Source organism: Saprospiraceae bacterium, assembly GCA_016715965.1.
Classification (GTDB): domain Bacteria; phylum Bacteroidota; class Bacteroidia; order Chitinophagales; family Saprospiraceae; genus Vicinibacter.
On sequence record JADJXG010000001.1, the window covers coordinates 1,650,349 to 1,677,309 of the forward strand.

22 protein-coding genes are annotated in these 26,961 nt (G+C 39.0%); 11 read left to right on the top strand and 11 right to left on the bottom strand.

What is annotated here, in order from left to right:
* The first annotated feature begins 8 nt into the window (after positions 1-8).
* The 4 genes from IPM48_06215 to IPM48_06230 all read left to right on the top strand — a co-directional run bounded on the left by IPM48_06215 (position 9) and on the right by IPM48_06230 (position 6,254).
* Positions 9-4,127, top strand: a complete 4,119-nt coding sequence (locus IPM48_06215) for a hypothetical protein (GenBank protein MBK9271172.1) — start codon at positions 9-11, stop codon at positions 4,125-4,127.
* Positions 4,128-4,196: 69 nt separating this feature from the next.
* Positions 4,197-5,237 (top strand): PorV/PorQ family protein, encoded by a 1,041-nt coding sequence (locus tag IPM48_06220; protein ID MBK9271173.1) that lies wholly within the window; start codon positions 4,197-4,199, stop codon positions 5,235-5,237.
* A 127-nt stretch (positions 5,238-5,364) separates the two neighbouring features.
* The gene (gene greA, locus IPM48_06225) at positions 5,365-5,838 is read left to right on the top strand and encodes a transcription elongation factor GreA (protein ID MBK9271174.1); all 474 of its coding nucleotides are present in this window, start codon (positions 5,365-5,367) and stop codon (positions 5,836-5,838) included.
* Positions 5,839-5,840: 2 nt separating this feature from the next.
* Complete coding sequence (locus IPM48_06230; GenBank protein MBK9271175.1) at positions 5,841-6,254, top strand: HIT family protein; 414 nt, start codon at positions 5,841-5,843, stop codon at positions 6,252-6,254.
* 49 nt (positions 6,255-6,303) lie between these two features.
* Here IPM48_06230 and IPM48_06235 read toward each other — a convergent pair whose 3' ends face one another.
* A complete protein-coding gene (locus IPM48_06235; protein ID MBK9271176.1) occupies positions 6,304-8,184 on the bottom strand; it encodes a type IIA DNA topoisomerase subunit B in 1,881 nt (626 codons plus the stop codon).
* A gap of 123 nt (positions 8,185-8,307) precedes the next feature.
* Between IPM48_06235 and IPM48_06240 the strand changes: the two genes are divergently transcribed.
* A complete protein-coding gene (locus IPM48_06240) occupies positions 8,308-8,655 on the top strand; it encodes a dihydroneopterin aldolase (protein MBK9271177.1) in 348 nt (115 codons plus the stop codon).
* A gap of 76 nt (positions 8,656-8,731) precedes the next feature.
* Positions 8,732-11,872 carry a M4 family metallopeptidase gene (locus tag IPM48_06245; GenBank protein ID MBK9271178.1) on the top strand — a complete coding sequence of 1,047 codons (3,141 nt, stop codon included), beginning with the start codon at positions 8,732-8,734 and terminating at the stop codon, positions 11,870-11,872.
* Positions 11,873-11,944: 72 nt separating this feature from the next.
* Here the strand turns inward: IPM48_06245 and IPM48_06250 are convergent, their stop codons facing one another.
* The 7 genes from IPM48_06250 to IPM48_06280 all read right to left on the bottom strand — a co-directional run bounded on the left by IPM48_06250 (position 11,945) and on the right by IPM48_06280 (position 19,733).
* Positions 11,945-12,628: a carbonic anhydrase gene (locus IPM48_06250; protein MBK9271179.1), complete on the bottom strand. Its 684-nt coding sequence runs from the start codon at positions 12,626-12,628 to the stop codon at positions 11,945-11,947.
* A 14-nt stretch (positions 12,629-12,642) separates the two neighbouring features.
* On the bottom strand, positions 12,643-14,217 hold the full coding sequence (locus tag IPM48_06255; GenBank protein MBK9271180.1) for a SulP family inorganic anion transporter: 1,575 nt from the start codon (positions 14,215-14,217) through the stop codon (positions 12,643-12,645).
* A gap of 87 nt (positions 14,218-14,304) precedes the next feature.
* Complete coding sequence (locus tag IPM48_06260; GenBank protein MBK9271181.1) at positions 14,305-14,664, bottom strand: hypothetical protein; 360 nt, start codon at positions 14,662-14,664, stop codon at positions 14,305-14,307.
* A 64-nt stretch (positions 14,665-14,728) separates the two neighbouring features.
* A complete protein-coding gene (locus IPM48_06265; GenBank protein ID MBK9271182.1) occupies positions 14,729-16,534 on the bottom strand; it encodes an excinuclease ABC subunit C in 1,806 nt (601 codons plus the stop codon).
* A gap of 24 nt (positions 16,535-16,558) precedes the next feature.
* Positions 16,559-17,512 carry a hypothetical protein gene (locus tag IPM48_06270; protein ID MBK9271183.1) on the bottom strand — a complete coding sequence of 318 codons (954 nt, stop codon included), beginning with the start codon at positions 17,510-17,512 and terminating at the stop codon, positions 16,559-16,561.
* Between the two features lie 6 nt (positions 17,513-17,518).
* A complete protein-coding gene (locus IPM48_06275) occupies positions 17,519-18,832 on the bottom strand; it encodes an ABC transporter permease (GenBank protein ID MBK9271184.1) in 1,314 nt (437 codons plus the stop codon).
* Positions 18,825-19,733 (bottom strand): ATP-binding cassette domain-containing protein, encoded by a 909-nt coding sequence (locus tag IPM48_06280; GenBank protein ID MBK9271185.1) that lies wholly within the window; start codon positions 19,731-19,733, stop codon positions 18,825-18,827. The genes IPM48_06275 and IPM48_06280 overlap by 8 nt, the downstream gene beginning before the upstream one ends.
* A gap of 172 nt (positions 19,734-19,905) precedes the next feature.
* On the opposite strand from IPM48_06280, the gene IPM48_06285 reads away from it, so the two are divergent.
* From IPM48_06285 to IPM48_06305, 5 genes are all read left to right on the top strand, one after another.
* Positions 19,906-20,553, top strand: a complete 648-nt coding sequence (locus IPM48_06285; GenBank protein MBK9271186.1) for a hypothetical protein — start codon at positions 19,906-19,908, stop codon at positions 20,551-20,553.
* 347 nt (positions 20,554-20,900) lie between these two features.
* Complete coding sequence (gene dnaB, locus IPM48_06290) at positions 20,901-22,406, top strand: replicative DNA helicase (GenBank protein MBK9271187.1); 1,506 nt, start codon at positions 20,901-20,903, stop codon at positions 22,404-22,406.
* Positions 22,381-23,151: an rRNA pseudouridine synthase gene (locus IPM48_06295; GenBank protein ID MBK9271188.1), complete on the top strand. Its 771-nt coding sequence runs from the start codon at positions 22,381-22,383 to the stop codon at positions 23,149-23,151. The genes dnaB and IPM48_06295 overlap by 26 nt, the downstream gene beginning before the upstream one ends.
* Positions 23,152-23,188: 37 nt before the next feature.
* A complete protein-coding gene (locus IPM48_06300; protein ID MBK9271189.1) occupies positions 23,189-23,797 on the top strand; it encodes a hypothetical protein in 609 nt (202 codons plus the stop codon).
* Between the two features lie 240 nt (positions 23,798-24,037).
* Complete coding sequence (locus IPM48_06305; GenBank protein MBK9271190.1) at positions 24,038-24,250, top strand: lipocalin family protein; 213 nt, start codon at positions 24,038-24,040, stop codon at positions 24,248-24,250.
* Between the two features lie 417 nt (positions 24,251-24,667).
* Here the strand turns inward: IPM48_06305 and IPM48_06310 are convergent, their stop codons facing one another.
* The 3 genes from IPM48_06310 to rlmB all read right to left on the bottom strand — a co-directional run bounded on the left by IPM48_06310 (position 24,668) and on the right by rlmB (position 26,911).
* A complete protein-coding gene (locus IPM48_06310) occupies positions 24,668-25,195 on the bottom strand; it encodes a gamma carbonic anhydrase family protein (GenBank protein MBK9271191.1) in 528 nt (175 codons plus the stop codon).
* A gap of 8 nt (positions 25,196-25,203) precedes the next feature.
* Positions 25,204-26,094 carry a TraB/GumN family protein gene (locus IPM48_06315; GenBank protein MBK9271192.1) on the bottom strand — a complete coding sequence of 297 codons (891 nt, stop codon included), beginning with the start codon at positions 26,092-26,094 and terminating at the stop codon, positions 25,204-25,206.
* Between the two features lie 64 nt (positions 26,095-26,158).
* Positions 26,159-26,911: a 23S rRNA (guanosine(2251)-2'-O)-methyltransferase RlmB gene (rlmB, locus tag IPM48_06320; GenBank protein MBK9271193.1), complete on the bottom strand. Its 753-nt coding sequence runs from the start codon at positions 26,909-26,911 to the stop codon at positions 26,159-26,161.
* Positions 26,912-26,961 lie beyond the last annotated feature (50 nt).

The window sequence follows — 26,961 nt, forward strand, 5'->3', positions numbered from 1 at the left end:
TATCAATCATGAATAAAATAATTTTACTGGTCTCTTTGGCTTTATGTTGGGTTAATCTTCAGGCACGTCAACCTGCACAGACCAAGAGCCCTGCCAAATCGAAGCAACTAAGTTCGCGGTCGAATTGCTCGCCAGCGACCAAACAAATCGATCAGGATATCAATAACGTAAGGGCCCGATTGCTAAACGGAGGTGATGTATGGTGGGACTTGCAGAGGGGCCGATATGTTGTGCCCAAAGTGGTTCCGGGATCTGGTAGACCGGAAGTGTCTTCTATTTTTGCGGGGGCTGTATGGGTCGGTGGATATGATCCGGCCGGAGCTTTGAAGCTGATGGCCCAAACCTACAGATCTCCGACACGCAATGATTGCTGGCCCGGCCCATTGACCGAGTTGGGGGAAACAAATGCCGCAGAATGTATAAAATGGGATCAATTCTTTAGGGTATATGGCGCGGATATCACACTGTTGATTTCTAGATGGAATCAGGCAAAAAGAGAAGGCAGAACAGAATTGACAGAGGCTGAAATCCCGGAAGACGTGCTTTATTGGCCGGCAAAAGGAAATCCGTTTTTTGAAAGAAGATACAATTTTGCCTTACCGGATGCCAGACAAGGATTGGCATTGTTTTATGAAGAAAACGACAATAAAATTTACGAACCCCATCTGGGAGAATATCCGGTCATCGATATTCGGGATTGTCCCAAAGACATCTATCCGGATGAAATGATTTTCTGGATTTACAATGATGCAGGTGGCATCCACACCAATTCCAATGGAGATCCCATCAGAATGGAAGTTCAGGTGCAGGCTTTTGGTTTCAGAACTGCAGATGAATTGAACGACATGACTTTCCAAAGATATAAATTGATCAATCGCGCTCCTCAGGAGATTAGGGACTGTTATTTTGCCATGTGGATTGATCCGGATCTGGGATGCTTCAGTGATGACTACATTGGATGTGATACCACTTTTGTCAAAATGAGACCCAAAAGAAGTGACACCTCACAGCTTTATGCAGTTTATAGAGACCTGATGTACATTTACAACATCGATGCCACCGATGGCAGCAATGGTTGTAATTGTGAGCAAAACGTAAATACCTATTGCAACAATATACCCATTCTTGGGGTGGACTACTTCAGAGGTCCACTGGATGAGTTTGGTGATGAAATAGGAATGAGCTATTTTATGTATTACAACGGGCGTGGTTTGGGAGGTTCCAATCCCGCTGCCACCGAAGACCCCACCAGTGCCTTAGAGTTTTATCAATACCTGACCGGTAGATGGAGAGATGGATCTCCATTGGTCAATGGAGGTATCGGTTATATCCCGGGTGGGGGCGGTACTATCACCAGATATGCATTCCCCGGAGCTCCGAACGATGGTCAGGGCTGGAGTATGTGTACAGGCAATGCTGGTGAAGGAGACAGAAGAACTTTACAGGTCTCTGGTCCATTGCGTTTGGATCCCGGTGCAGTCAATGAGTTGATCATCGGAATCCCATGGGTGCCCGATCAGACTTACCCATGTCCAGGACTCGATGAACTTCTAAAAGCCGATCAATTGTGTCAGGATCTGTTTGACAATTGCTTTGATATTAAGGACGGACCCACCGCACCGGATGTAGATTTTGTAGAACTGGACAAAGAAATCGTATTTCTATTGAGCAATGATCCTGGTTCTAACAATTTCAATCTTGGATATTCTGAAAAAGGACTTGGAATTCCTCCGGGATATGATTCACTTTATCGGTTTGAAGGTTATCGGATTTATCAAGTATCCGGGCCAGATGTGTCATTGTCCGACAGGACCATTGCAGATCCATCTTTGGTGAGAGAATTGGTGAATTTTGATCTCAAGAATAAAGTAAAAATCTTGTACGATTGGATTGGTATTAAAAACCCAAATCCCAGTACCACCCATCCCGTGGTTTATTACCCTGTGGAGAAGGTATCAGGTTTGGATCAGGGTGTAAGACATAGTTTTAGTGCAAAGGAAGATTTATTTGCCACCGGTCTGGACAATTCTCTGATCAACCACAAAAAGTATTATTACATCATAGTTGCATACGCATACAACAACTATCAGGATTATGATGTGCAAAATAATTTTGGGCAGAGAATGCAATATTGTCTGGGTCGATTAAATGTTGGTGCCACCGGAGATGGAAAACCTTATGTGGTAACGCCCAGACCACAGATTTATGAGAAAGTAAATTCTGCTTATGGTGAGGGTATTCCAGTTACCCGTGTGGATGGTGCAGGCATTGGAGGAAATTTCGTAAGACTGCAAGAAAATGTTTATGATCGAATTATCACCGGTGGATTCGACGGGAAGATTGATTATATTGGAGGATCTGCTCCAATTGAAGTCAAAATTGTCAACCCTCTCAAAGTTAAAGATGGTGAATATGAAATCAGGTTTGTCGATGCGGATCCAAACAACAACCGACTAGACCCACCCATCAATTGGACATTAAAGAATTTGGCCGATCCATCCAAAGTTATTCAATCCACAGGGCCAATCAACCGATTCAATGAACAAATTATTAGCAGTCTTGGGATATCTGTGGCCATGGTTCAAACTGAATATTCAGATAGGGATACCCGAGGTACAAATGGTATTGTAGCTGGAGGTTTAGAGGCCGCCTACAAAAATCCGAACGGGGTGAAGTGGTTTATAGCTCAGGCTGATTTTCCAATTGTGGGTGTCGATTTTATTAAAACAGCACTTGGCTCTCCGCAACACGAATTAGATCCTTTAGAACAATACAGTAAGCTCGGTAAAGATGAGTACCGGGGTTTCTGGTATCCATACAAACTTTGCGTTGATACCATGCCTTTGACTCCGGTCATTACCAATCCTGCAAACAGAACTCCTTCCGGACAAATGCGATTGGACTCATTGAATAATGTAGACATCGTGTTTACTTCAGACAAATCCAAATGGTCCAGATGTGTAGTAGTAGAATCCTGGAACGAGAACAATCTTGATTTCGGTGCAAGTGGTCCCGAACCAAATACCGGAAATGACAATTTCTCACTCAAAACCAAAGCATCAGTGGGTAAATACGACCGTGATGGAGATGGTTACGCTGATCCTGACGGTGAATTAGATGCCAGTGGAAGACCTTTGACCGGTATGGGTTGGTTTCCGGGATATGCTGTGGATGTTGAAACTGGAAGAAGGCTAAACATTTTCTTTGGAGAAAATACTTATTATTCAGATATCAACCCTTTGGTGACTCCATGCATATTGAATGAAAATATCATTGGCAACGATACCCTGAATCTGAGCAATATAGGCAATGACCTTATGTGGAATCCGACAGATCAAGTTTTTCTGGAACCTTCTTGTGGATTTACCCCTGGTCTGAGTGTTTTGTCTCTTTTATTTGGGGGCCACCATTATATCTACGTGACCAAATCCACCTATGATTCCTGCAGAACCTTAAGGACATTTTTGGCAAATAATACCAATCCCGGAAAACGGACCGGTACTGCCTTAATTACCCGTGGGATCCGTGACTTTATCACTTGGACGACCATGCCTTTAATGGCTCCAGGCACCAAATTGGACAACCTGGGTTCCGGAGAAACTGGCTTGATTCCAAATGAATACAAAGTTAGTTTACGGGTGGACAAGCCTTTTATTTATTCAGTAGGTACCAACGAAAACAATGGTCACAATATGTATACCTTCAAAATAGACGGGAAAGAAGCTGGTCTTGTAGCCTCCAAAGAAGATTTTGAAAATGCACTTGACAATGTGAATGTAGTGCCGAATCCATATTATGGTTTTTCCAGTTATGAATCCGGACAATTTAGCAATACAGTCAAGATCAGCAACCTGCCTCCCAAATGCAAGGTGACGATTTACTCCATCGATGGTAAATTTATAAAAGAGTACAACAGAGATGAAAAACCCATTCGAATCGTGAGTGAATTCAGAGGAGCAACAGAAAGACAAATAGGACCGGATATCGAATGGGATTTGACCAATTTCAGGGGAATTCCAGTTTCAAGTGGTGCCTACCTGATTTATATCAAAGAGACGGATACCGGAGCAGAGAAAATTGTCAAATGGTTTGGGGTGGCTCGAAAATTTGACCCATCCGGATTGTAAAGAAATGTAAAATAGCCAAAGGGCCGAAAGGCTCTTTGGCATTTAATAAACTTGAATAAATAGAATCAAATGAAAAAAATTATACCATTTTTCTTCTCATTTTTACTGATTGCAATGTCAGACTCGGTTTTTGCCGGAAACCCGGATCGTCAGGGAGAAGCAGGAGCCTATGAGTTATTGATCAATCCATGGGCGAAAGGCATGGCGATGAACAGTCACAATTCTGCCTATTGCAGAGGAGTTGAAGCATTGAGGGTCAATGTGGCCGGTATTGGAAGGATAAAAAAATCAGAAGCAAGGGCTGGTCACACCAGATGGTTGGTTCCAAGTGGTGTTGCCGTTAATTCATTTGGATATGTCAATAAAGTAGGCGAGAATGGTGCTTTTGGCTTTGAGTTGATGTCCTTGGATCTTGGTGAAATCAGAGTGACCACCACCGCAGCACCTGAAGGTACAGGTGCGACGTTTAAACCCAATTTCTTCAATATTGGATTGGGATATTCACACAATTTTGGTGAGAAAGTGTCGGTGGGTATTTTGGTTCGCGGAGTGGCAGAAACCATTTCTGACCTAAGTGCTTTTGGATTTGGCATTGACGGAGGGGTACAATATGTCACCGGACCAAGAAACAATTTTAAAATGGGAATTGCCATCAGGAATGTCGGAAGCCCGATGAAGTTTAGTGGTGATGGTCTTTCTACTCAACTAACAAGCCCCGAAGGGACCAGACTAACTTATGATGTGCGATTGTCGAAATTCGAATTGCCGTCCTTATTGCATTTGGGGCTGGCATACGATTTTTATTTAGGAAATGATCTTATTATTGGACCAGTTGCAAATTTCACTTCCAACTCTTTTGGCCGGGATGTGATTGGTGCCGGTGCTGAATTGTCATTTCGCGAAGTATTTGGGTTGCGGGCTTCCTATAGTTATGATATTGGAGATTCTGCCGGAGCCGGAGACAATGCTTTTACCGGCCTGGCAGCTGGAGCAAGTCTCAATGTGCCCTTGGATAAAAAAGGGAACAATATTTTGAGCATAGATTATGGATACAGGCATTCCAATCCTTTTCAGGGCTCTCACGCCATTGGATTGGGCCTTAGTTTTTAGGAAAAAGCTCGCATTTGAACCTTGTACCTATGATTTAGGTTTAACTGTTTGAACAAAAATTTTTAAGGACGTTTTCTGCTTTTCGGTGGAAAACGTTCTTTGTTTTTTAATTTAAAACGATAAAAAGATGTCCAATATCAACTATATGACCCAGGATGGTTATGATAAGATGAAATCTGAATTGGATCAGCTAAAAACATCCGGAAGACAAGAAGTGGCCAAAGCCATTGCGGAAGCCCGGGAGAAGGGAGATCTTTCGGAGAATGCCGAATACCATGCAGCAAAAGATGCGCAAGGTATGCTTGAAATGAAAATTAATGAAATCGAGAAAAAATTAATGAACGTCCGGATTATCGACGAATCCTCCATAGATACTTCAAAGGTGGTCCTCATGACCAATGTAAGAGTGCTGAATCATAAGACAAAAAAGGAAGTGGTTTACAAAATTGTGTCAGAAGTTGAAGCTGATTTGAAGGCTATGAAAATTTCCTCCACCTCACCCATCGGACAGGGATTGTTGGGAAAAAAAGTGGGCGACAAAGCAAATATTCAAACTCCTGCCGGTATGTTGACTTTTGAAATTCTTGAAATTACCTCTTAGCCATGGCATCTATTTTTACAAGGATTATAAAAGCTGAAATTCCTTCCTTTAAAATTGCAGAGAATGAACATTGCTTTGCCTTCCTGGATGTAAAGCCATTGGTAAGAGGACATGTATTGGTGGTCCCCAAACATGAAGTAGATTACTTATTTGACCTGTCAAAGGAAGAATACCATGAACTAATGGAATTTTCAAGGACACTTTCAATTTCGATAAAAAATGTAATCCCTTGTATTAAAATAGGAGTCGCGGTAGTCGGACTCGAAGTACCTCATGCACATGTCCATCTTGTACCCTTACAGCAAATCAGTGATTTGAATTTCAGCAATCCTAGAGCGGATATTGGTGAACTTGAAATGCGAGAGATCGCAGACAAAATTTCTGCTGATTTTAATCATCAGAGAATTGTTGAATAAATTCAATGCAGTGGTTTTCATTTACACCATCCATCACGGATAGATGGGATTAGACATCGGATAATTCAAGCTCTTCAGGTTTTACCACATCCAAATCCACCCTCAGACTATTGATAATGAAGTCTTGTCTGTCTGGAGTATTTTTCCCCATATAGTAAGAAAGTATGGTTTCAATGTGAGAGTCTTCATTTAGTATTACAGGCTCTAGTTTGATATCTGGGCCAATAAAATTCCCAAATTCTTCGGGTGAAATTTCGCCCAAACCTTTAAATCTTGTAATTTCTGCTTTTCCTTTTAATGCCTTCACTGCAGATAACTTTTCCTGCTCGGTATAACAATAGATGGTTTGTCTTTTATCCCTGACTCTGAAGAGTGGCGTTTCCAATATAAACAAATGACCCTTTCTGACGAGTTCCGGAAAAAACTGTAAAAAGAATGTGAGCAACAAAAGTCTGATGTGCATGCCATCGACATCAGCATCTGTAGCAATCACCACCCTGTTGTACCTGAGATTCTCAATACCGTCTTCAATATCCAGAGCATGTTGCAATAAATTGAGCTCTTCGTTTTCATACACAATCTTTTTGGTCATCCCATAACAATTGAGTGGCTTACCACGAAGACTGAATACAGCTTGAGTCTCAACATTTCTTGATTTGGTGATGGATCCGCTGGCTGAGTCTCCTTCGGTGATGAAAAGTGTGGTATTTTCTCTCAATTCTTGTTTCAGCTTATTATCTGTTAAGTGATTTCGACAGTCTCTTAATTTTTTATTGTGCAAATTCGCTTTTTTTGCCCGTTGATTGGCAAGTTTTTTAATGCCCGCTATTTCTTTTCTCTCTCTTTCTGACTGCAATATCCGGGACAACATTTCTTTTGAAATCTCAGGATACTTATGGAGATAATTGTCAAGTTCTTTGCACACAAAATCCATAATAAAGGAGCGCAGAGATGCACCTTCAGGAGATACAGTGGTAGAGCCTAATTTAGTTTTGGTTTGTGATTCAAATACAGGTTCTTCAATTCTGACTGAAATTGCGCCTATAATTCCTGTGTGTATGTCTTTGACATCAAAATCCTTTTTGTAAAAATCCCTGATCGTTTTTACGATGGCCTCTCTGAAGAAATTTAAATGGGTACCTCCCATAGAGGTATATTGACCATTGACAAAACTGTAGTATTGTTCACCATATTGATTGCCATGGGTGATTACAGCTTCTATGTCGTCTCCTTTAAGATGTATAATTGGATAGTGCAGAGTTTCACTTTCAGTCCTGCGCTCAAGCATATCTTTGAGGCCATTTTTAGAGAGGTAGGTCTTTCCATTGAAATTAATTTTCAGACCTGCATTCAGATAGGCATAGTTCCAAATTCTGCTTTCTACAAATTCATGGATAAACCGGTATTTTTGAAAAATCTTTGGGTCTGGTTTAAATTCTATTAGTGTACCGTTGACATCATCTATGTTTTTAATATTGTATTCTTTTACAATATTTCCGCGGTTGAATTCTGCAGTTTTTGTTTTGAATTCTCGGATTGACTGTACCATAAAATTTTCGGAAAGAGCATTTACTGCTTTGGTTCCTACACCATTCAATCCCACAGATTTCTTAAATGCTTTTGAATCGTATTTACCACCCGTATTAATTTGAGAAACACATTCCACCACTTTTCCCAATGGAATTCCTCTACCATAATCTCTAACTCTGACTACACCATCATGAATTTCAATATCGATTTCTCTACCATAGCCCATGACGTATTCATCAATGCAATTGTCGATTACTTCTTTGAGCAAAATATAAATTCCATCGTCTATGTGACTGCCATCACCCAGTTTGCCAATATACATTCCGGGTCTGAGCCTAATGTGCTCTTTCCAATCCAGTGATTTGATGTTCTCTTCCGTATAGCTATTTTGTTGTGCCATTTGAATTCAATTTGAATAGGCAAAGTTATAACATATTAAGATATTTTATAATTTGAATTTTAAAACACTTTTCACCCACATTTTTATCAATTTCACTATTATTGGGTTAAAATTAAACATGTCATGCGCACCATCGAATTAAATCAGCTCAAGTTTAAGGTTTGTCATGGCTTATTTAAATTAGAAGAGACTGTCCCACAAGAATTTGTATTGGACATTAAATTGGAGATGCCATCTTACTTAACTTACCCCATCCAATTGGCAGAAACCACGGATTATACGGAGGTTTATCCATTGATCGCATCCATTATGCATCAGAGGGAAGAACTGATTGAAAATCTTGTACTTAAAATTAATCAACAGGTACTTGCCTCATTTCCTGAAGTCGTAAGCATTCATTGCAGAATTACCAAATGGCCTGCATTGGGTGGACCTGGCCATGTTGTTTTTGAAGCAAGAGACTGCAGGTAAGTTTAGTAATGATATTGTTAGCAAAGTTCCTTTTGCTCCAAATTATTAGTAACTTTGACCTTAAATATTCAATCCAATGCATCGTACTGTTCCTTTTTTAATGCTAATCCTATCTGCGCTGACAGAGCTTACATCTCAGTCGAATTATCAAGTAATCAGAAGTCACTCCTTGTTTTCAGAACATTTGACCATAAGGACACAAAAGCCCACCGGTCACACAAAACAAGAAATGGCCCTGACCATCAATGAGGCAATGGGTATTGATGCTGAATGGGAATTTATAAATTCGTATGTAGATCCTTATGAAATAGAACACCATAGATTTCAGCAAAAGGAAAAGGGATATTCAGTGCTTGGCAAACAAATGATAGTTCACATAAAAAATAAAATTATTTTTGAAATTAGCGGTAAAGTTTTAATAGATAAAGTCATTCTTCCTACTGCTCTGAAGACAGCCGATGAGGCTTTCCAAATGGCACAAAAGTATGCAGGCATTCCAAACCGAAAAAATATCAATCTTAGAAAAGATCAGACTCAGGCTCCGGAATTGGTCATCATCAACAGAAATTATCCGAATGAGGGAGGTGAATATCGATTGTCTTGGAAAGTGCATATTCATGAAGAAGTCCCTCATGATCTACGTAAGATTTTTGTAGATGCTGAAAATGGGGAACTTTTATTAAACATGGATTTAATGATGAACTGCGGAGGAGAAAAAGGAAAGATGCATACACTTTTTCATGGAGTGCAGGATGTGGAAACAGAAAAGGACGGTGAAGTTTTTATTACAAAGGACTTTAGCCGGGGTGATGGAATTGTGGTGCGAAGCGTTAGGGGAAATTATTTCCAGGATGATGACAATGTTTGGGTGGAAGGCCATCGAGATCACATCAATGGGGCATATGATTTGTTCTGGGGACTGCAATCAACTTTTGATTATTTTCTGAATCGGTTTTCAAGAAAAGGAATTGACGATAAAAACATTATTACACAGGCGATATTATTGGACACCGGGATATACAATAATGCATTTTGGGATTCCAATTTGAAGACTTTGAACTTTGGACTTGGAAATGGAACAAGTGTGAAACCTTTTACGAGTGTTGATATTGTTGCCCACGAGTACGCTCATGGAGTCACCCAATTTACTGCAGGGTTGGAATATTTGTATGAATCTGGGGCATTGAATGAATCCTTCAGTGATATTTTTGGCAAAGCCGTAGAGCATGAATACGATGGTGCAAATTTTAACTGGTTGTTAGGAAATAAAATTTATGCCAATCCCAATCAAGCCATCAGGAGTATGGAAGATCCAAACAGATTTAATAACCCAAAGTATTATCGGGGAAGATTTTGGGTGGGAGGAAGTTCTGACAATGGTGGTGTACATTCCAATAGCGGGATACTAAATCATTGGTATTTTTTGTTGAGTGAAGGTGGAGAGGGAATCAATGAAGGTAACAGAAGTTTTAAGGTGCGAAAAATGGGAATAGATACAGCTACATTGATTGCCTATCATTTGTTGAGAGATTATTTGACTCCAACTTCCAATTATGCGGATGCGCGTTTTTCTTGCCTGCAAATGTTGGCTTCTTGGTGGGGTCTTTGTTCCGAGCAGTATCTGAATGTAGCGGAAGCATGGAAAGCTGTTGGTATCGGCACCAATCCTCTGGAGGGCGATGTGCAATTGGTTACCGAGAGAACACTTTTCACAGTATGCCGTGATGGCCTTGTCCAATTGCCATCCATCGTTATCAACCATAGTTGCAACCAAACACTGGCAAAAGGCACTAAATTTATTGCGAGATATCAGATGGATAATTTGAATCCTGTTGAAGAAGAAATTATGATAGACAGAGATATATTGCCAGGTGAATTTTTTTCTTTTAATTTTAACAAACTTCCCATTATTACCCGTCAGGGAAGCGTGAGATTTACGGTTCAATTGCAAGATTATTGGGATAGTGATACTTCCAACAACCAATATGTTTTTTTCCTCAATAGGAATATAAATTTGACCGAGCACGATTTTCAGATCCAAAGATTGACAGTTACAGGCAATAGTTGTCCGGGTGGAACTGAGGGTTATCGCGCTTCACTTGTCGCAATCTACAATGGATGTACAACGGTGCCAAAGGGCAGCTCATTTGTTTTAAGTTTAAAAATGGAAGACAGCTTAGCCCATTATCCTTTTGTCAATGAGCGATCTGTTTTTCCCGGGGCTACCATGCGGCCACCTGCATTTATTATTCCAAGAGCCTTCCTTGGAATTAAAAAAGTGGAAGCAAATTTGATATGGTCGCCTGATACGACCCTTGACAACAATCAATCCAACTTTCAAATAGTCTATACGGATTTTACCTATAAAGAAGAAGTAGAGACTTTTACAAACGCTAGTTTTAATATTGAGAAAATTCAAGTCTATTCAGATTCTTTTTCCAATTATCAGATTCAAACGCTAAACGAACTTAATTCGGAAGCGTTTGTGGTATTTGGAAATGGGATTTTTACAGAATCAGGTGCATTGAGAATTAGATCCAATACAGATGCAAGCTCATTTTTAGACAGCAATGTACCATTTGTGACATCTATCTTTCTTTGCACGAATACCCAGGGTTTGGTACAACCCATTCTAGAATTTGATTTGTATCAAAAGTTAGGGGAATTGCAATTGTCCACCTATGGTCCTAGTAATGAATTTGGATCCATCTGCCGGGTTATTTACAGAAACAACCGAGGACAAACGATGCACAGTGAATTGTTTATGTTATCTCCCAATCAACTTTCAAAATTGGATAAGATAAGAAGTAATCTGCCTGATAGCAGCTCCTTGATTGAAATACAGATGCTCTGTCTTCATTCAAAAAAGGATGGCGATGGTAATTTAGATATTGAAAAAAGTGATTTGATCGCAGTGGATAATATAGTGATTGTTGAAGGAAGCACCTCCAACAAGGATGTAAACTTGCAAGAAAACATATTAGTTTCTCCAGTTCCTGTTCAAGATGTCTTAAGTCTATGGATTGGATCAGACGAAGTATCAATAAAGGAATGCAGAATTTTTGATCAAAATGGTAAATTGATGCAGATTTTCCGACTGGAGCAGAAATCCAATCCTGTCTCCATTCTAGTCGGTACATACCCTGCTGGAGTGTATCAAATTAAGTATTTCAACAACGATGGTTCCAGCCGGAGCATTAGATTTGTAAAGATATAAATTGAAAACTGTAAATAAATAAGACCTATATAATTCTTATTAAATAAAATATAGGTCTTATTCAATTTTCATTTATGAACTGAGTTCAAGAATTTTATTTATTTCAGATCTTGTACCTACAAAACTGTCATCAAAAAATTTAACAAGACCGGAATCCAGATCATATTTGGCACCAATGATTGCGATTTTTTCTTCGGCGATCAAATTTTCAAGTATGGGACTTCTGGAAATAATGGATTTAACCGACCTTGAAATGTTAATATCTGCTACATTTTCTACGAACACGGCGTTTTTAGAATTTCTTTTATTGATTTCAATGGTATCATTTTCCTCGTAAATGGCAGGTTGTATTTTTGACAACAATTCTGTCAGGTTCCCTAGCTCCACATGGTCACAAGCTCCTTTGATGGCTCCGCAATTGGTGTGCCCCAGAACGACAATTAATTTTGATCCTGCCACTTTACAAGCAAATTCTAAACTTCCTATAATATCTGTATTCACGACATTGCCTGCAATTCTAATGGAAAAAATGTCGCCCAGTCCTTGATCAAAAATAAGTTCGGCAGATGTTCTGCTATCAATACAGCTTAATATGACCGCAAATGGCCATTGTCCTTCTCTGGTTTCATTGGCTTGCCTTAAAAGATCTCTTTCAGCCATAAGATTTTTTACAAATCTCAAATTTCCTTCTTTTAAATATTCCAATGCCTTGATTGGTGTAATGCTGGATTGTGTTTCGAATGTATGTGCCTTCATGGTTAATCGTTTATTTATTTAGTGGTTACAAAAGAGTTTAGGTTTTCCAATTGATATTCCTCCTTAAATCCTTTTAACTCGACCTTTATTTCTTTTTCCAGGGAACCTATTTCGAGAAATTCCCGAATCAATTGTAAAACATCATGGTCAATGTAAAAGGTGTCAGTAGCATCAATAATGAGATGGCTGCCTTCCGGCATATGATTAAGAGTTTGTTTAATAGCAGCTTTGTTTAAAAAAGAAACTTCTTGTGCAAGCTTCATAGTGATCACATCGCCGGCTTGATATTCTTCTTTTTTGAAAAAATATGCCAGCTTTAAATTGGCTCTTAATATATAGAAAATAGCGACCACCAAACCAATGGCCACACCTTTAAGCAGGTCAGTAAGGACTACGGCTATTACGGTGACTATAAATGGAAAAAATTGATATTGTCCGGATTTGTACATTTTGGTAAATATGGATGGGCTGGCCAACTTATAGCCTATCATAATTAAAATCGCTGCTAAAGAAGCAAGAGGTATTTTATTTAAAATCGTGGGAATAGCGATCACTGAAATCAATAAAAGGATACCATGCGTTATGGTGGCCACCTTGGTCCTGCCTCCTGAATTTACATTGGCTGAGGAGCGAACGATGACTGAAGTCAACGGAATACCTCCAATCAAGCCACTGAAAATATTTCCAGTGCCTTGGGCAAACAATTCCCGATTGGTATTGGTGTATCTCTTGAGCGGATCCATTCGATCGCAAGCTTCAATGCAGAGGAGAGATTCTATGGATGCTACAATCGCTAGGGTAATGGCAGTGACCCATACTTCCGGTATTAAAACTGCATCAAAAGCCGGTAAGGTGAATTGGTCAATAAACCCATTAAATGAATCAGGTATGGGAAGACTTACCAAATGATCTTGTGTAATGACAAGGTCAGGATTAATACTTTTAAATAGTTCATTAATTAAAATTCCGAGAATGACCACCACCAATGCAGCAGGTACAGCTTTTAACTTTTTTAGAAAATCAATTTTAATAAATGCAATCAAAATCGCCAATGATGACACAGAAACAATGATAGCGCCAGGGTGTGAAAAATTAATTGCATCAATGATACCGGTAAATGTATTGTGGCCTGTTGCTTTTTCAATAAAAAAGAAGTCTCCTTCATTGTCTTTGTCATATCCGATGGCATGAGGTATTTGCTTGAGGATGATAATGATTCCAATGGCTGTCAGCATACCTTCAATCACATTGGTGGGAAAATAGTTAGAGACCGTTCCTGCTTTTATGGCACCCAGTATCATTTGGATGATACCTGCCAGAATAACAGCCGTCAAGAATACTTTGTAGTCTCCCAGGCTGGTGATTGCTACAAGAACAATCGCAGTTAAGCCGGCAGCGGGTCCAGATACACTGAGTTGACTATTGCTGACAAAGCCAACCACAATACCACCGACCACTCCGGAAATGATTCCTGCAAACAGAGGTGCGCCACTGGCCAGGGCAATGCCCAAACACAGTGGCAGGGCTATCAGGAAGACGACAACTCCGGCTTGAATGTCCGTGAAATAATTCAGATTTTTCTTAAGCATATCTTTCTATTGATGGTTTGAATGAAATGAAATAAATTTAAAAGACCTGGTCTTTTAAAATAAGAATAGATTAAAATAAATCGAAAATTAAAAAGCGCTGGCTTCCGGAGGAATTTCTCTAAGCAGGGTGTATTTGGAAGAATAAAGGTCCAAAATGAAGAAATGGCCTTTTATCAATTTAAGGGAAAAATATAGGAAGGAACCTGATAGAAAATGGATTGGAATATCAGTTGTTTCCAGTTCTGTAAAGCATTTGTGCGTGGGAGAGGATTCTTCCTGATTGGTCTCGGTGCTTTCAAATACTGATCTGCCGCTAAGGGGAAGAATGCAGCGATATCCAATGTCATAACACATCAGAAGAATAAGAGCGGTGGATATTAAGCGCAACACATCAGACTTAAGTCCAAAACAAGCCCAATTGTTTAGTCCACCAATTAAAATATTCACTTAAATATATTTAAATTAATGATTTTCAACAAATTAATATTTGATAAAATCGCTGAGTGCCCAATTAACGACTTGAATCGAAAAAATTACTCAGCAGTTTTGCTACCTGCTTACCGGCCACCGACTGCCACTCATCATAACCCGCTTTTTGGATATTGGACAAAGAACCAAAATGGGACAATAATTTTTTGGAAGTTTTAGGACCAATGCCCTTTATGTGGTCCATCTGGGAATGAATCATTTTTTTACTTCGTGTTTTGCGGTGAAATGAAATTCCAAAGCGATGTGCTTCGTTTCGCAATTGTTGAATAAGTCTAAGACTTTCTGATTTTTTATTGATATGCAGTGGAACCGGATCATCCGGGAAGTAAATTTCTTCCAATTTTTTTGCAATTCCGATGACCGTAATTTTATTTCTCAGATCTAATTTGTCGATGGATTTCATTGCAGAAGACAGTTGACCTTTCCCACCATCGATGATAATTAATTGTGGCAATTCCTGATTTTCTTCCAATAGACGTTTGTATCGTCGATGCACAATTTCTTCCATGGTAGAAAAATCATCTGGCCCTATTACAGTCTTCACATGGAAATGTCTATAATCTTTTTTGGAAGGCTTTGCATTTTTAAAAACTACACAAGCTGAGACAGGATTGGTGCCCTGAATATTTGAATTGTCAAAACACTCAATGTGCAAGGGAAGATTGGACATTTGCAAATCTAATTTAAGGGTGGTCAGAATTCGCTCGGCGGGAGATTGCTTTTTGATCTTGTTGATTAGTTCTTTTTTATATTGAAGCAAAGCATATTGTGCATTTTTTTCAGATAGTTCCAGAAGTTTTTTCTTATCACCCCTTTGCGGAATTTGAATTTGTGCGTTGCTATCAGATACAGAAACAGGCATGGGCACAAGTATTTCAGGTGCAAGTTGATCACATTGGCTTCTGATTTTATCAATGGCCAACGAAAGAATAATGGAAGGATCGTCGTCTAAGTTTTTTTCAGCCTCAATGGTAATCGTCTGATTGATCGCTCCATCGATTACTTTGATAAAGTTTATAAAGGCAAGGTCCTCACCAACCGCAATCGTAAAGACATCCACATTGCTGACCGAAGTACTCACCACTGTGGATCGACTTTGGTAATCCTCCATCGCAGATAGTTTGTCCTTCCATTCCTGGGCTTTTTCAAAATCCAAAATGGCAGCGTGCCGGTTCATTTCTTTGTGTATGAATTCCCTGACTGGTTTAAAATGTCCCCTTAGGATGTTCTTTATTTGGATCAGACGTTCGTTGTATTGTTCTTGTTTTTCCAAACCGGTGCAAGGGCCAAGACAATTTTTTATGTGATACTCGAGGCAGACTTTGTACTTTCCCTTGTTTATATGTTCCTTGCTTAAGTTGAGGGTACAGGTCCTTAGAGGAAAGAGTTTTTTAATCAGGTCTAAAATAGTTTCAGTTCTGAATTTGGAAGTATAAGGTCCAAAATAAACCGATCCGTCTTTTACTATTTTTCTGGTAAAGAAAACCCTGGAAAAAGGCTCATTCTTAATGCAAACATAGACATAAGTTTTACCATCTTTCAGCATCACATTGTACCGAGGTTGATTTTGCTTAATCAACATAGCTTCGAGTAACAAAGCATCATGTTCGGTATCTACCAGGGTATATTCTAATTTAGCCGCAACCTTGACCATGGTTCTTGTTTTTGCCGCAAGGTTTCTTCCATCGCCAAAATAGGAGCTAATTCGGTTTTTCAGATTTTTAGCTTTGCCAACATAAATGATGTTCTGGAATCGATCCATAAACCGATATACGCCCGGGTCAGACGGGAGTGAGGGCAATATTTCTCGATAATCTTCGTGGGTCATAATTGAGCCATAGATCCAAAAGATTTATTCTTTTGATACAATTTTATAATTTTTATAGGTAAACAAATGTTTGCCTTCAAATAGGTTTTTTTCAATCCAAGTCAAGATTTTGTACTTCCATTTTTCATGCTTCATTTTTTCTCTGATGGGTCTGTAGTCGCGTTCATAGTGCAATTGTTCTTTCCATGAAAATTTTGAAATAAAATGGTCCATTACCTTTGGGTGGGAGTCCTTAAAAACTGGGAGATTGCTCAGATTTCCATAGTCAAAAACATCCGGGCGTTGTTGATATATTTGGTCAATTCTATCAGGGTTGTGGTACATTTTGTCCATGGCCTTGGATTTGCTTTGCATGAGCTGGGGAGGTCTTACCCAACCATAATGGTATATTTCTGCCGGAAGCAATACCACATTCAGTTTCTCAGTGTGTTCTTTTTGACGGTAATGGACAAAATTTTCTGGCTTAATTTTTCGAAAGGATTGGGCGTCGCCCCAGGATCTGATGTCTGGCTTGTTTCTGATTATCCTCACTTCGTGCTGATACCATCCATGGTAATCAATATAATGATCGTAGTCTCCAAAGAAATGCTTGTATCGAAAGAGAAATCCATCTATTTCAGAATGATCGAGGTATTTATAAAGGGCATTTTGAACAGTTTGCAAATATTTTTCATGCAATAGCTCATCCGATTGGAGATAAAACAGCCAGTCTCCTGAGCATAAGTTTTTTGCAAGATCTGTTTGATGTGCATATTCAGTTCCATCCGGAAATTTTTCTGCGTCCCAAACTGTGTGAAAAACTTTAATTTTATCAGATGGAATACCTGAAAGCAGAGTTTCCGTTTGATCCCCAGCATCACAATTACCCAATGCAATCACAAATTCATCTACAATCGGAAGAATGGATTGAATGGATTCAATAAATGGATAATAAAACCTCGCGGTATTCCGCATGAAAGTAAAACCACTTATTTTCATTCAAATTTACTGTTTTGAAAATATCCATTTCGAAAGTTCTTTTAAACTCGCTTTTTTACCATACATTAAAATACCTGTTCTAAAAATTCTGGCAGCAATCCACACCACAAAATAGCTAAAAAAAGTGAGCAAAAGCAATGAAACTCCAATTTGCCACCACGGCGGATCAAAAGCAAGCAGTGCTGGCATAACAATGGGAGAAAACAATGGAAACATGCTGCTGAACATCGAAAGGCTGCTGTCAGGTTCGCGGATGCATTGGAACATAATGTAAATGGCCAAAATGATTGGAATACTGACAAACATTGTCAATGATTGTGAATCATTGATATCATCGCCGACTGCAGCCCCAATGGCTGCGAATAATGCGGCATAAATGACATATCCGCCAACGAAATACAATAGAAAAATGAAAAATATTTTGACCCAATTGAGGTTGGACAATTCACTAATGATGAGTTGCATGTCTTCCATTTTTTCCATTGCGTTGGAATCCATATTCGTACTCATGTTTTGTATTTGGGTCTGATCAAATCCAGCGAAATACAATACGCCAATGTAAATGAGTGGGATGAGTACAAGCCAGATCACTATCTGTGTAAGTCCCACTAATCCGACTCCAATGATTTTTCCGAGCATAAGCTCGGTGCTGCTTGCCGATGAAATAATGACTTCAACGATCCTGTTTACTTTTTCTTCGGTAACCGCTCTCATCACTGCTGCACCGTATAGGAATATAATAAAAAATATAATATACCCCATGATTCCCCCAAGGACGGTGGCAATCTTGGAAGTATAACTTGACTTGTCTTTTACATCGTCTCTGACAGGTTCAGGATCAATCAATATGTCGGTGTTTAATTTGTCGAGTTCTTCCTGGTTGAGATTGAGTTGGGCTATCTTGTGTTGACGGATGCTTTGGGTGAGATATTTATTTAATTTTGATTCCATCTCAATGTCAAGTGTTTGATCGGTGTAATAGTAGGTACTATAATGTTTGACATCGACTCCGTTGAATTGTGGCAACAACCAGACTGCATCCAGTTCAGCATTTCGGCATTGAGCTTTTAGACTGTCCAAAGGCAGATCAGATTTTGTAAACACAAATCTTTTGTTGCTTTCGGGCATTTTGATTTGAGTTCCGCTCTGATCAACAATGGCTACTTTGTAAATTTTGTCGCTTTCATGACTGAAAATAAAAACAATGACAATGAAAAAGAGCAAAAATCCCAAAGGAGTCAACAGGGTTGTTAGTATGAATTTCTTGTTTTTAACCCTGGTGGTATATTCTTTGTGAATAATAAGTCCTAATTTATTCATGGTTGGATTCGTTTACAGTGCGTATAAAAATATCGTTAAATGTGGGATAAATTTCTTTAAAGGAATAGATGGGTTTATTTTGAAGAATTAGGTGTTGCAAGATTTCGTTGGAACTACGACCATCGCCTACCCTGACCACAAGCACATCGTTTTCCTGTGAAACCAATTCTGCATATCCGTCTAAATGAATATTGGTCACATCTTTGGTAACAATTTCAAACAAATGCTCTTTGAATTGATGCCTTATTTCTTTTACTGGCCCTTGCAATACAGCTTTGCCTTTATTGATTAAAACGATTTGTTCGCAAAGTTCTTCAACTTGTTCCATGCGGTGCGTTGAAAACAAAATAGCTGCACCCTGATTTTTCAATTCAATGATTACGTCTTTTATCAAATTTGAATTGATGGGATCCAAACCTGAGAATGGTTCATCCAGTATGATCAAACTTGGATCGTGTACAACAGTAGCAATAAACTGAATTTTCTGGGACATACCTTTGGAGAGTTCATCTACTTTCTTATTCCACCAACTCATGATTTCAAATCGCTCCATCCAACTGGTTACTGATTTTTTGGCCTCATCGAAAGATCGCCCTTTTAATCGGCATAAATAGATCAACTGTTCTCCCACCTTCATTTTCTTATACAAACCTCTTTCTTCGGGCATGTATCCAATAGAAGGGTTTTGGAGTTTGTCGATCCGGTGGCCTTGCAATAAAACATCCCCTGAATCTGCTCTCGTAATTCCTGTAATAATTCTGATAAGAGAAGTTTTGCCAGCGCCGTTTGGTCCCAACAGACCAAATATACACGATTCTGGCACTTCAAAACTGACATGATCCACGGCTCTGAGTTGATCATAATCTTTAACAACCCGGTACAATTTAAGAAGATCTTTCATGCTGGTTTAAATTTTGGAGTTGCTAAAATAGACAGGTTTATCAAGATGGAAGTAAATGTCTTTTAAGTCCGTTTGTATCAAATGATTAGATTATACACGAAACCATTGTCTAGGCAGAAGTGTTAGAATTTTATTGATTAATCTAAATTTAAATAAAATGTTTAAAATGTTTATGACACTTATTTTGGGAGTGTTGTTGTCGGGTGCCAAGCTGAGCTGTCAGGTAGATGAGATTTCAAAATCTATGAGCTTAGGAGTCCAAAATGGATTTCGGGCGTCCATTCCAAATGCTTCCTCCAAAGTTATTGGAGCAGTCTGGAAAAAATACACCAAGGATTATGGAAAACTGAAGAAAAATAAAAAAGCCTCTGAAGAGTATATTGAAGGTGCTATTATTCAATCCATCATGCCAAATTCCCCTATGGACATTTATACCAGCATTGAAGATGGATACATCACTGCATTTTTTGATACGAAGAGCCATTTTATCGGTAGCGGCCACAATGCCCAGGCAGCCAGTCAGGCTGTGCAATTCATGCAGGAATTTGCCTATGAAGTCCAAAGAGAGATGGTTCGGGAAGAATTGGAAACGGAGCAGGATCAGGTCAGAAAATTGGAAAAACACCTGGAAAAATTGAAAAGGGACCATACTGGATACCATAAAGACATTGAAGATGCCAAAGAAAAAATTCGAAAAGCAGAGTCGAACATTATTACCAATGAGAAGGATCAAGTAAAAACCCAAACAGACATTGAATCCCAAAGGAAGAAAGTAGAAGATGTCCAGGTAAGGTTAAATAATATTGGTAAATCAAGGTAATACGCATTAAATAAATAATTATGTAATTTTTTTATTCACAAGCTCCGTGTGGATGTAAGCGCTTTATATTTGATGGTGGAAATGAATAGGATTTGATTTCCGCCAAACTACAAGCTCCAAATATTACAATTTTTTATAATAAAACATTGATTTTGAACCAATGGAAGTGTCGCAATAAAATATATTATAAAAAATTATAATATGTACAAAATAAGCAAGAAATTTGACCCAAAGTTTTCCACATTTTATCCACAGACTTTCTCACAGATTAATATTATATTCATTTTATATATAAATTATTTATGATGTGATATCATGTACCTTTGCGACAGAATATTTAAGCATTCATGGAATCTCAAGCTACCAAACCAAATCTCAATTTAAGCGCAACCTATGGAGGGAAGAAGCCGGCAGATTTTTCGAATCTTGCCTATGAGCGTATTCAGCCTCAGGCTTTGGATTTGGAGGCGGCGATTTTAGGTGCTGTCATGTTGGACAAAGATGCCATCTCGATAGCTGTTGAGATACTTCGTCCCGAATCCTTTTACAGTCCGGCCCATCAGACGATTTATAAATCCATGATTAGTCTCTTCAATCATTCGCAACCTGTGGATTTATTGACTGTGACAGAACAGCTTCGCAAAATGGAAGAGCTGGAAAATGTCGGAGGTCTTCCCTATATTCTAGAGCTTTCCAATAAGGTAAGCTCCTCTGCAAATACCGAATTTTATGCCAGGATTGTTGCTCAGAAATATGTCCAGAGGGAATTGATCAGGGTATGTACTTTGATTATCAAGGATGCATTTGAAGATACCAAGGATGTGCTGGACATGCTTGATTTGGCTGAGCAAAATCTTTACGAAATCACGGACAAAAATCTAAGAAAAGGTTATCAATCTGTGGGTGCGCTTGCCAGGATGGCGCAAAAAAGACTTGAAGAACTTTCTGAATCCGCTGACGGTGTCACCGGTATACCTTCCGGATTTCCGCAATTGGATCAACTCACCTCCGGTTGGCAGAAATCAAACCTGATCATCGTAGCGGCAAGACCGGGTATGGGTAAAACAGCATTAACCCTTGCACTAGCCCGAAATGCAGCACTGGACTATCGCAAACCAGTTGCTTTATTTTCCCTGGAAATGAATAATCTTGAATTGGTCAATCGACTTATTTCCATGGAATCTGAAATTCAGGGCAGCAAATTGAGAAATGGCAAACTGGAGGAATACGAATGGACTCAACTCAATTTCGCCATCGAGAAACTTAGTGATGCCCCTTTGTATATTGATGATACTCCTTCGCTCAATGTATTTGAGCTAAGAGCCAAATGCAGAAGATTGCATCAAAACCATGGGATATCGATGGTGATCATCGATTATCTGCAATTGATGACGGTTGGTGGAAATGACAAAAGGTACAGCAGAGAGCAGGAAATATCTACCATTTCACGTGCCCTCAAGGGCCTTGCCAAAGAACTCAACATACCGGTCATTGCACTTTCTCAGCTCAACCGTCAGGTCGAAACCGGAACTGGAAACAAAAGACCTCAACTGAGTCATTTGAGAGAATCAGGTGCAATAGAGCAGGATGCTGACATGGTTATGTTTATCTATCGCGAAAATTATTACGATGGCAGTGGAGACTCAGTTTCCCAGGAAGTCAGGGGATTGACGGAGCTAATCATCGCGAAACACCGAAACGGAGCCACCGATACCATCAAAGTCCTCTTCAAAGAACAGTTTGCTAAATTTATACCATACGAGGACGATCAAAATATATTTGGATTTGGGTCCACACCAAACATTAAAATTATACCTTCCAAGATGAATGATGATGATGCGATCCCATTCTAAAAAACCCAAAGTAAAGCCGGAAAGCAGCCCTGAAAGCCCAATGAGACTTAATAAATACGTCGCACATTGTGGAATTTGTTCGAGAAGGATGGCTGCAGACCTAGTAAAAAATGGACATGTTTCTGTGAATGGAATCCCCCAAACCAATCCCGCATATGAAGTCCAGCCTAAAGATAAAATAAGCTATCTTGGAAAGCCGATCCAACCTGAAGAGAAAAAGGTATATATTTTGATGAACAAACCAAAGAATACCATTACAACATTAAAAGACGAAAGAGACCGAATCACTGTACTTAGCCTGATTGCGGGTAAGGTATCAGAAAGGGTATATCCTGTTGGCAGGTTAGACCGTAATACGACAGGATTACTGCTTCTGACCAACGATGGAGAATTGTCTCAGCGATTGTCTCATCCTTCTTTCAAAATAAAAAAAATCTATCATGTTGGATTAAACAAACCCTTGTCCAAAAACGATTTCATTAAAATATCAGAGGGTCTGAAGTTGGAGGATGGTCCTGTAAAAGTGGATGGGATCGAATACGTCGGTGATAAAAAGAATGAAGTTGGTGTCGAAATTCACCTAGGCAAAAATCGCATCGTAAGAAGAATTTTTGAACACCTGGGATACGAAGTTGAAAAACTCGATAGAGTCTATTATGCCGGTCTGACCAAAAAGAACTTGCCCAGAGGTAAGTTTCGCCACCTTACGACTCAGGAAATTATCATGTTGAGACATTTTATTTGATTCCTTTGCGTTAGTTATGTACCATATCTTATTATTGATGCAAAAATTCATTGACTCTAAGCTTGTTTTGATTTCCTTTGTTTTGATTTCTTCTTGTTGTATTGAAGGGATTCAGGATTGTGGTGAATGCACTCCACCTAAGCACTACGAATCTCAAAATGCCATCTCTTGGGTGGAAGATGTAGATATGCCTTCAGAGTTGAACTACTATAACCAGAGGAATCCTTCAAATACCTTTCGTTTGATTCGCAGGAATGCCAGCTATGATACTTGCGTGGGTGATCCGGGTTGTTGTACTGTTTTTCGTGGCAGGTTGTCTTATTTAACTGGAGAAAAGGACGGACAAGTCTTTGAGTTTGTGACCGAATCTCTTAGAGATGTGGTCAATTTTACAATCATCAATGACAAAAGAGACAGCTCTTTTTTCTGCAGATTGTATGCTGATACACTCGTTGCCGTTCCCCGGACCGGATGGAGGACCTCAATCTATCCCGTTTTATATGACAATATGAATACCCTTGTATTGAGTCTAATCGATCCTACAGATACCAGTGCGGTTGATGGACTTACTGCGCTTGACTGGATCAAGGGAATTGGTCCGGTGAGAATTCGATGGACGGATGGCAGCGATTATATATTGGACTAACAAAGCTTGAATGGAATATTCTAGTGTCCATTCAATGAAAACATCCAATGCAATTTATTCCTGAAAGATGAATGTTGTAGTTTGATATCATTGTCAAATTTTTATTTTTAAAAAACTGATCTAGGATTTATTGAATACACGATCTCACATTCAGCATAGGCCTTTACAGTTGAAATACCATTTCTCAAAGAATCGCAGCAATCCACTCAATTGATCCATTGAATTATTCAAGAAAATGATATGAAATTGCTAGGTTTGATTTTAGATTCAAGGGAAATGGGCAGGCTTAAAGTTTCATTATTAGGTCCTTTTTACCCGAAATACAAAGTCATTGCCCTTGATTTAATTTTTAAATATGCTCTTATTGGTGGAATTAGTTTGGATTATCTTTGGGTATGGTGCAAAGACCCAAACTTTTCGGAAGATATAAAAAGCAATTATTTAAAGATCTAATAGAAAATTGGATTGGATACGATCTAATGAATGTGGTAAATCAGGATCAGACAATGAAGAATGAATTGAAATCAAATGCCTGGGAAAATACTTTTCTTCAATTGTCATTGACAGCAAAGGGTTTTGAGTCAATATCCCATATGGACATTACATTGGATTAAAAATGAGATAAGAATCTGAAATCAAATTTCCAAAGAAGGGGATGTTTCAATTTTTATCCTTACATTAAATGCAGAATTAGAATGTAAATATTTGCAATGTCTATAAAAATATTAATCAGATGGTGGTATGGAAATTAGTTTAATCTTGTAATTGAAGGTCGATGATTAAACATTAAAGAAAGAAAGACTAATTCTTATTGAGTCTTTTTTCTTTGAGCTTCTGATAAAGACAAACGATGTGTTAAGAATTGTAGGATCACAAACTACTTGCTTCTTTTACCCAACTTGCGTACATTTGATAATTGGCGGCGGTCCTTTTGATAAAAAAATCAAAATTTTTTTCATCGATGGGTTTTAATTTTTTAGCCGGGACTCCAGCATAGATATAACCGGATTCTAAAATTTGATTTTCTGGAATTAAGGAGGCTGCACCTACAATTACCCTTGATGGAATATGCACATTGTCCATGACTATGGCTCCCATTCCGATTAAAACATCTGAATCAATCACACAGCCGTGAATGATTGCGCCGTGACCAATACTAACACGATCTCCTATGACGGTAATGCTTTTCTGAAAAGTACAATGGATGATCACGCCATCCTGTACATTCACCTTATGACCAATTCGGATTGAATTGACATCACCCCGGATGATGGCGTTGTACCAGATGCTACAATCAGGTCCGATAACGACATCACCTGTCAGTGTTGCATTATCTGCCACAAAACTATCCGGATGAATCAATGGAAAATATCCCCTTACTTTTTGTATCAAAGGCATTGTGATGATTATTGCATGACTGGTTCAACCTGATAGTTCAGATTTCGGAGCAATTGGATCACACCCTGCTCACCGGCAAGATGTCCTGCACCAACAGCGAAAAAGCAACTACCCTCAGACATGTTTTGCTGCATGACAGGAATCCAGCTTTGGTTTCTGTTGTTGAGCAAAACAGACATATAAGGTCTCATTCCTTCTTCATCGTTTTCAATGGCAGTCTGCAATAAATTTAAATTTTGAGATTTGTAAATTTCTACCATTCGCGATAAATCCTGTGCATCATTGCCAGTTGCCTTAAACGCATCCACCAACATTTTTGCCTGGACTTTATAAGGGATTTGATCAAATAGAGACAATTGAAAGTCAACTGTTTCCAGGCCTTTTACCCTTTTTTTCTGTTGCTGGGCCAGTTCGTTAAAAACAATTTCATAAGATTTTATTTCACCACTTTGGAGATTGGCTGGATTCATTTCAGGAGAGGCCATGGCACTCAGAAACATAGGTTTCATCCGTTCAAAAAACATCATTGGCAAGCCCATCCCTTCCATGTGTTCACTGACAAGCATGTATTCCTCCGGAGACAGAAGATCCGCCAGCGTGGTGTCATTGTCCATAAAGATCTTGTCCATAATGGGCATCATGTTTTCAAAATCCCCCGCTTCGCTCAAATCCAGTTCCATAAACAAGGTCTTTGTTTTTTGGAAGCATTCTTCAGTGCCCTTTGGCATAAAAAAATCACTGGCTGGGATCATGTGGATGGTACCAAATAAATAAGACGGTTCCTTTAAATCCTTACCATGGATTTTCCACAACAGGGAGGAGGCCAGAGAATCCTGAGAATACAAACCATGGATCCCAAGTAGCTGATAAAGGACTAAAACAAAACTCCATCGAAACATCTGCTAAAAAATTTACAGCTTTGAAACAATCAATTTAAAAAATAGATCTTAAAATTATGATAAATTAAGAAGGGTCAATTAAATTTTGGGTCATCCTTTCATAAAACAGGATTCCTGAAGCAACGCTGACATTCAGTGAATTGGTATGCCCGATCTGAGGAATCTTTACGAGTTCATTAGCTTCAGCCAACAATAAAGGATCAATGCCCTCACCCTCTGATCCCAAAATAAAAGCCAATGGTTGATTTAATTTAACTTTGTTGACATGGAGTTTTGCTTTTTCACTGGCTGCGTAGATTTGAATACCCATCTTCTTTAACTCCTTGACCACATGGACCAGATTGTTTTCTCTGCAAACGGAAATTCTGAGCAAGGCACCTGCAGAAGATTTGATGGCTTCGTGGTTGATCGGTGCGCTTTGCTTTTTACCAATGATCAATGCATGGATGCCAAGTATTTCTGCAGAACGTGCAATGGCACCGAAATTGTGAACATCCGTAATACCATCCAAAATAGCGAGTGCAGGATTTTCACCAGATTCAAATAAATGAATCACTACATCGTGTACTTTCTGAAAAAATATTGGGTTGATCAAAGCCAACACTCCCTGATGTTGAGCGTTACATAGTTTGTCAAGTTTGGCTTTTGGCACCGTTAAAACAGGGATCTTATGTTTTCTAATCTGTTTAATTAATTCTCTGAGTGTATCCGATTCAAGGTATTCTCCCAGGTACACCTTTTGCAATTCTTTCCCGGCAGCAAGAGCTTCATGCAATGCATTTTTGCCGATGAGCCATTCCGAATTTGCTTTTTTCATCCAATTTTCAAATAAATTGTAAATTTACGACTCTTTTGTATAAAATTTTT

Excerpts from the sequence above, each read along its gene's own strand:
- IPM48_06215 (MBK9271172.1), top strand. The coding sequence starts at position 9 with ATGAATAAAATAATTTTACTGGTCTCTTTGGCTTTATGTTGGGTTAAT.
- IPM48_06220 (MBK9271173.1), top strand. The coding sequence starts at position 4,197 with ATGAAAAAAATTATACCATTTTTCTTCTCATTTTTACTGATTGCAATG.
- greA (MBK9271174.1), top strand. The coding sequence starts at position 5,365 with ATGTCCAATATCAACTATATGACCCAGGATGGTTATGATAAGATGAAA.
- IPM48_06230 (MBK9271175.1), top strand. The coding sequence starts at position 5,841 with ATGGCATCTATTTTTACAAGGATTATAAAAGCTGAAATTCCTTCCTTT.
- IPM48_06235 (MBK9271176.1), bottom strand. The coding sequence starts at position 8,184 with ATGGCACAACAAAATAGCTATACGGAAGAGAACATCAAATCACTGGAT.
- IPM48_06240 (MBK9271177.1), top strand. The coding sequence starts at position 8,308 with ATGCGCACCATCGAATTAAATCAGCTCAAGTTTAAGGTTTGTCATGGC.
- IPM48_06245 (MBK9271178.1), top strand. The coding sequence starts at position 8,732 with ATGCATCGTACTGTTCCTTTTTTAATGCTAATCCTATCTGCGCTGACA.
- IPM48_06250 (MBK9271179.1), bottom strand. The coding sequence starts at position 12,628 with ATGAAGGCACATACATTCGAAACACAATCCAGCATTACACCAATCAAG.
- IPM48_06255 (MBK9271180.1), bottom strand. The coding sequence starts at position 14,217 with ATGCTTAAGAAAAATCTGAATTATTTCACGGACATTCAAGCCGGAGTT.
- IPM48_06265 (MBK9271182.1), bottom strand. The coding sequence starts at position 16,534 with ATGACCCACGAAGATTATCGAGAAATATTGCCCTCACTCCCGTCTGAC.
- IPM48_06270 (MBK9271183.1), bottom strand. The coding sequence starts at position 17,512 with ATGAAAATAAGTGGTTTTACTTTCATGCGGAATACCGCGAGGTTTTAT.
- IPM48_06275 (MBK9271184.1), bottom strand. The coding sequence starts at position 18,832 with ATGAATAAATTAGGACTTATTATTCACAAAGAATATACCACCAGGGTT.
- IPM48_06280 (MBK9271185.1), bottom strand. The coding sequence starts at position 19,733 with ATGAAAGATCTTCTTAAATTGTACCGGGTTGTTAAAGATTATGATCAA.
- IPM48_06285 (MBK9271186.1), top strand. The coding sequence starts at position 19,906 with ATGACACTTATTTTGGGAGTGTTGTTGTCGGGTGCCAAGCTGAGCTGT.
- dnaB (MBK9271187.1), top strand. The coding sequence starts at position 20,901 with ATGGAATCTCAAGCTACCAAACCAAATCTCAATTTAAGCGCAACCTAT.
- IPM48_06295 (MBK9271188.1), top strand. The coding sequence starts at position 22,381 with ATGATGATGATGCGATCCCATTCTAAAAAACCCAAAGTAAAGCCGGAA.
- IPM48_06300 (MBK9271189.1), top strand. The coding sequence starts at position 23,189 with ATGCAAAAATTCATTGACTCTAAGCTTGTTTTGATTTCCTTTGTTTTG.
- IPM48_06305 (MBK9271190.1), top strand. The coding sequence starts at position 24,038 with ATGAAATTGCTAGGTTTGATTTTAGATTCAAGGGAAATGGGCAGGCTT.
- IPM48_06310 (MBK9271191.1), bottom strand. The coding sequence starts at position 25,195 with ATGCCTTTGATACAAAAAGTAAGGGGATATTTTCCATTGATTCATCCG.
- IPM48_06315 (MBK9271192.1), bottom strand. The coding sequence starts at position 26,094 with ATGTTTCGATGGAGTTTTGTTTTAGTCCTTTATCAGCTACTTGGGATC.
- rlmB (MBK9271193.1), bottom strand. The coding sequence starts at position 26,911 with ATGAAAAAAGCAAATTCGGAATGGCTCATCGGCAAAAATGCATTGCAT.